We start from the raw sequence: 4,930 nt of genomic DNA on the forward strand, positions 1-4,930 counted from the left end.
ACCACTGCTTTGCATCCATGCATGCGTTCTTTGAGTTTTTTTAGCCAGCAACTTAAGACATCATCTTTTTTGTCACACCAATTTAATACGGTGCGGGCGCCATGGATTAGATACTTTCTGAGCGTGCTATTTCCTCGTTTGGTAATTTTACCCATTCGATTGATTTCTCCACTAGCGTATTGAGAAGGCGTAAGTCCAATCCAAGCAGCAAGTTGTCTGCCATTTTTAAAGGCGTTTGCATCACCGACTGCGGCCATTAATGCAGCGGCAATGACGGGTCCAACACCAGGCACGGTTAATAGTAATTTGTACTCATCCTTATCTTTCACTAGCGCGTTTAGCTGCGTTTTTATTTCATCAATCTGTATGGTAGTTCTTTGTATATTACGATATAAACGACGAACAAAAGTACGTGCAATGGCGGTTAACTCATTGCTTGCATCTTCAATAATATCGGGAATTGCTTTCATTAACGTAGGAACACCAAGCCCCACAACCGTGCCATATTCAGATAATAATCCTCTTAGTTGGTTAACGTCACCCGTTCTGACTTTTATCATACGTTCGGCAATGCGTTGCAATGATTGAATATCTTGTTGCTCATTTGATTTCACTGCAACAAAACGCACTTTAGGCCTTAATGACGCTTCTGCAATCGCCAGTGCATCGTTGGCATCATTTTTATTACCAATCACAAATGGCTTCACAACAAAGGGCGGAATAAGCCTCACTTCATGGCCTAATTTTTCGATTCGTCTACCCCATGGATTAGAGCTGTAACAAGCTTCCATCACCACTAGAGAAGGTTCAAACTGTCTTAATTCATGAATTAGCTCTGAACGCTTAACTTTCTTGTTAAAGAGTACTTGGCGCATTTCATCTAATGCACAAATTTGGAAAATATTCTTTGCTAGGTCGATGCTAATTACGCTACATTTCATATTGGTCACTCCATTTGTTAGATTGATTTGCTGAACACTTATCCAATCTTGGCACATTTTGATGCCTTCGTGGAGTGACCATCTCAGCAGCCATAAACTTTGACGTGCGATAAGTAACATTTTCAGTTCTATCTTTTAATATAAAGTTTGGATGTCCTGATCTTTTTGTGTTTGTTGTCTGCATGCGTTATAAAAAATGCAGTTCGCAACATTAGCTCTTGTTTGTTTATGCGGGCTTCATTGCAGTTTTGTAGTTGGCATTCAGCGTATAATTTGGTTTGTAGTATTCGGCTTGACGTTTTACTAAAGCACTCAAAGCAAGTTGCAACTAACAAGGCAAATCACCGGACGCATTACGGTTGTCGTGGTTTTTGCTAAAACCCAAAAGCAGCAAAAATAGCGCCAACCTACGCGCCAGTGTTTGCTGCGTTAGATTGAGGCTATTTATTATCGGAGAGCCTATGAAAAATGCCACAGCACTTCTATCAATAGTAATAACAATGTTTTCCCTTCCTGTTTACGCAGGGACTTTTTCTGGAAATTTGGTACTTTTTCCTGAAGGGTGCCAGCAAACACAGTCGAGAATTTGCAAGCTTAAAGGAATGCTAACTTACAAATCATCAAACAATGGTTTGGTATGGCAAACTGACGAGTGGAAAGATGGCAACGGAGAATCAGGAACTACCGATGGGGCTTCTATTCCGAAATGGGCACAGCCGATCATCGGTGATCAATATGATGAGTCGTACTTAAAGGCAGCGATTGTTCATGATCACTACTGTTACAATGAAAATCAGGTTCGGACATGGAGAGATACGCATCGTATGTTCTATGACGCACTCATTGACCTTGGGATAAACAAGGTCAAAGCGAAGGTTATGTATTTTGCAGTTTATTGGAAGGGGCCCAAATGGGTGAATTTGGTTCCAGGGGAGTATTGTGGATTCAATTGTATAAAGCAGAATTTACCTAGCGCTATGCGTTGGGAGGGAGATAGTTACGGTAGCGATGGATTTGATGAGCAACTTTCTAGAATCCGTAGCATTATTGAAAAAAATCCAGAAGTTGCTTTAGAAGAGCTTGAGACAATAGCCCGAACGCTTGATCCTCACAGTTTCTTCTATCAGCACGGTAATGCATACAGTCCCTCTGGGCCAAAAAATTCTAAAGAAAGAGCTGGACAAGAAAGAGCTGGACAGCCATAAACTTTGACGTGCGATAAGTAACATTTTCAGTTCTATCTTTTAATGATGTCGTTTTACATACTAAGAGGTCGTTGTTATGACTCAGTCTCGCCAATCTCAAGTGTCGTTATCAGATACACCTTATTCTCACTGAAATAATGGGTAACCCTAATTTTCGGTCTTAATGAGGCGTTTTTTCATAGAGCACGGTTAACATCCATGCTTTTATGTAAAATGCGAACAATTAGTATTTTATCTGCTTTATGCTCTTTGTAGTAAATTACATGGCTAGATTGAGGGTACTTACTATAACCTTCTCTAATGTAATTACATTTAACTCCTAGCTTGGGCTCATCTGCTAATAATTGAAATGAGTTATCTAGTAATTTTAAATAGTTATTTCGCTGTGCTTGTCCCCATGTTAACTGGGTGTACTTTGCTATTTTAATTAAATCTGACTTCGCTTTAGCTGATAATACGAATTTGTTCATCAGTTACTATCTTTATCAAGTTCAGCGAGTAACGAGTCATAGCTATAGTCAACGGTGCCACTTTGCTCACCTTGAATTAGCATATTACGTAAATTCTGTAACTTGTTCTCTTGATCTTCTAATGCTCGCAAGCCGGCTCTTAGTACTTCGCTTGCTGAACCATAGCGACCAGAGTGAAGTTGTTGGCTTATGAACTGATCAAAATGATCACCTAAAGTCACGCTAGTATTTTTAGCCATTGTTAAAACCCTTTTAGTTAATACCAATATATATTAGATTATGGTATAAAAAATATAACAAGGCAATTAAGTCGGACATTGACGTACGATAAGTGACATTTTCAGTTCTATCTTTTAATGATGTCGCTTTTACATGCAAAGCGGTCGTTGTTATGACTCAGTCTCGCCAATCCACTAACCAGTCGTTCGGAAAGGATTATCAGGGTGCTGTAGCCTCTTTGGAGGAGTTAGCTTGGTTCGCTGAACATACCGCTAAATGTGGGATAGCCAGTAAAAACCAATTACGACGACCAACTCATTAATTTATTACTATCATAATTTTTAAATTTTCAACATATCCTCATTAGCACTCGCTAATATTAAGCATATATAACACTCAGCCTAACGCATCAAATATGAAAATATTAAGGTTTTAAAACAATGTAAATATCATTAATCAATCGCTTTATTATCATGTACTCGTTATTGATTAAGGGTATTTTTTCTATAAAAGTTTTTGCCTGACCGGTCTGTTGTGCGCAGTTTGTTTATTATTTATCTCTTAATTTGTAAGTTATCTAAAGACAGTAAAGGTTACTAAAACAAATTAATAATTTATAGAGTCAGTTTAAGTAACATAGAGCGTGTAAAAATTATAATAATTCAGGTAAAGCTTACACATAAAGCTATTTTACCAATGCAGTAACACAACAAAAATCTTGATTTTTAATAATAAAGTTACTGGGTTAAGTTGTTGATAATTAATGTTTATTTTAATTTTTGAAGCATAAGTATTCATGCTGGCACAGTGATTGCTCATACCCCTGTAGCTAAGATAATAAATTAGCTAGTTTTTTAACTAACAAGAGGTTTCATTATGAGCAAAGTAATTACTGGATTATTCGAAAATTCATCAAAAGCAAGTGCTGCAATTCATAGATTAGAAGCAATTGGTGTTAAACAAAATGACATAAGCGTAATAGCTAATGACTCATATTCTAAAGACGATTTTGCTGTAGATGAGGGTACAAAAGCTGCTGAAGGTGGCATGGCAGGTGCTGCATCTACAGGTATATTAGCAGCAGTTATCACAGGATTTACAGCTGTTGGTACAGTTGCAACAGGCGGTGCAGGTTTACTCGTTGCAGGCCCATTAGTTGCAGCATTTGCAGCGGGTGGTGTTGGCGCAGCAGTAGGCGGTAGTTTAGGTGCTGTTATCGGTGCATTTATTCCTGAGCACGAGGTTAAGTTTTACGAAAATGCTATCGAGAAAGGCTCTATACTTATCGGTGTGCAATACAACAGCGATAACAAAGATAAAATTAAAGATATCCTAGAAGGTATTAATGCTGAAAAAGTAGCTACAGCATAAAAGTAGCTATAGCGTAATTGGTACCATTAAGTGTCAAATGACGTTGTGTAATATGTAATAAAGATTGAATAACTATTATAGAAACGTTGATTGACATTTAACTGAAGGGGCAAGAATGCTATTGCCCCTTCACAAACCAAATTTACTAAAAAGAAACCATTCATTTACATACAATTACAATACTTTATGCCTGTTTTTTGTAAAAGAGTATTTCTAAAAAACATCGTAAATAAGATACTAATTTTTAAACGATATTCAGCTAATACGTATTCATTAATGCGTAAAAGGGATGCTTAATGTCAACATCTCTGACTGCCAATCTTTTATTAACTTCTTTACTATTCTTCTTTAGGTTGTTTTTTTTGTTAATGTAACTTTTATTTATTTGTAACTACTCAGCACCTAATTCACATTTTTGATAGTTTATAGAAGATCAAAAAGGATCAACTTGATTGATCCTTTTTAGTCGTTACTCTAACTACTTTCTTCCTATTCCTATGATGAGGCAAAATGAAAGTAAGTGGTCTCGATATTGAGAGTAATGTCGAAAAGATAAAACAACAGATAGAAGCCGATAAAACATTATCGCCTTCTATGCGCACAACGTTAGATTTATTACTGCTTATCGTTAATTTGCTTTGTCAGCGTCTCGGCCTCAACAGTCGTAATAGTAGTAAGCCACCATCAAGTGACCCTAATAGAGAAAAGTCCCCAAAAAATAATA

7 protein-coding genes are annotated in these 4,930 nt (G+C 37.1%); 4 read left to right on the plus strand and 3 right to left on the minus strand.

The features are described 5' to 3' along the window. A partial coding sequence (locus H592_RS22575; protein WP_169727667.1) for an IS110 family RNA-guided transposase occupies positions 1–941 on the minus strand: 941 nt, incomplete at its 3' end. A 461-nt stretch (positions 942–1,402) separates the two neighbouring features. Between H592_RS22575 and H592_RS22580 the strand changes: the two genes are divergently transcribed. Then, the gene (locus H592_RS22580; RefSeq protein ID WP_051369215.1) at positions 1,403–2,146 is read left to right on the plus strand and encodes a DUF1353 domain-containing protein; all 744 of its coding nucleotides are present in this window, start codon (positions 1,403–1,405) and stop codon (positions 2,144–2,146) included. A 176-nt stretch (positions 2,147–2,322) separates the two neighbouring features. On the opposite strand, the gene H592_RS0116165 is transcribed toward H592_RS22580, so the two are convergent. Both H592_RS0116165 and H592_RS0116170 read right to left on the minus strand, forming a co-directional pair. Further along, on the minus strand, positions 2,323–2,616 hold the full coding sequence (locus tag H592_RS0116165; RefSeq protein ID WP_028869679.1) for a type II toxin-antitoxin system RelE/ParE family toxin: 294 nt from the start codon (positions 2,614–2,616) through the stop codon (positions 2,323–2,325). Further along, positions 2,616–2,855 (minus strand): type II toxin-antitoxin system ParD family antitoxin, encoded by a 240-nt coding sequence (locus H592_RS0116170; RefSeq protein ID WP_028869680.1) that lies wholly within the window; start codon positions 2,853–2,855, stop codon positions 2,616–2,618. Before H592_RS0116170 ends, H592_RS0116165 begins: the two co-directional genes overlap by 1 nt. Positions 2,856–3,007: 152 nt before the next feature. Here H592_RS0116170 and H592_RS24070 point away from each other — a divergent pair, with 152 nt between their 5' ends. The 3 genes from H592_RS24070 to H592_RS24945 form a co-directional block, all read left to right on the plus strand. Further along, positions 3,008–3,157 (plus strand): hypothetical protein, encoded by a 150-nt coding sequence (locus H592_RS24070; RefSeq protein WP_156916145.1) that lies wholly within the window; start codon positions 3,008–3,010, stop codon positions 3,155–3,157. A 554-nt stretch (positions 3,158–3,711) separates the two neighbouring features. Further along, entirely contained in the window at positions 3,712–4,206 is a 495-nt protein-coding gene (locus H592_RS0116175) for a hypothetical protein (RefSeq protein ID WP_028869681.1), read from the plus strand. 510 nt (positions 4,207–4,716) lie between these two features. Next, positions 4,717–4,930 (plus strand): DUF6444 domain-containing protein (locus tag H592_RS24945; RefSeq protein ID WP_425414395.1); only part of this gene is annotated, 214 nt, incomplete at its 3' end.

Origin of the sequence: Psychromonas arctica DSM 14288 (assembly GCF_000482725.1) — a bacterium.
Lineage (GTDB): Bacteria > Pseudomonadota > Gammaproteobacteria > Enterobacterales > Psychromonadaceae > Psychromonas > Psychromonas arctica.

Coding starts and splice junctions, on each gene's coding strand:
- H592_RS0116165 (WP_028869679.1), bottom strand. CDS start 2,616: ATGAACAAATTCGTATTATCAGCTAAAGCGAAGTCAGATTTAATTAAA.
- H592_RS22580 (WP_051369215.1), top strand. CDS start 1,403: ATGAAAAATGCCACAGCACTTCTATCAATAGTAATAACAATGTTTTCC.
- H592_RS24070 (WP_156916145.1), top strand. CDS start 3,008: ATGACTCAGTCTCGCCAATCCACTAACCAGTCGTTCGGAAAGGATTAT.
- H592_RS0116175 (WP_028869681.1), top strand. CDS start 3,712: ATGAGCAAAGTAATTACTGGATTATTCGAAAATTCATCAAAAGCAAGT.
- H592_RS0116170 (WP_028869680.1), bottom strand. CDS start 2,855: ATGGCTAAAAATACTAGCGTGACTTTAGGTGATCATTTTGATCAGTTC.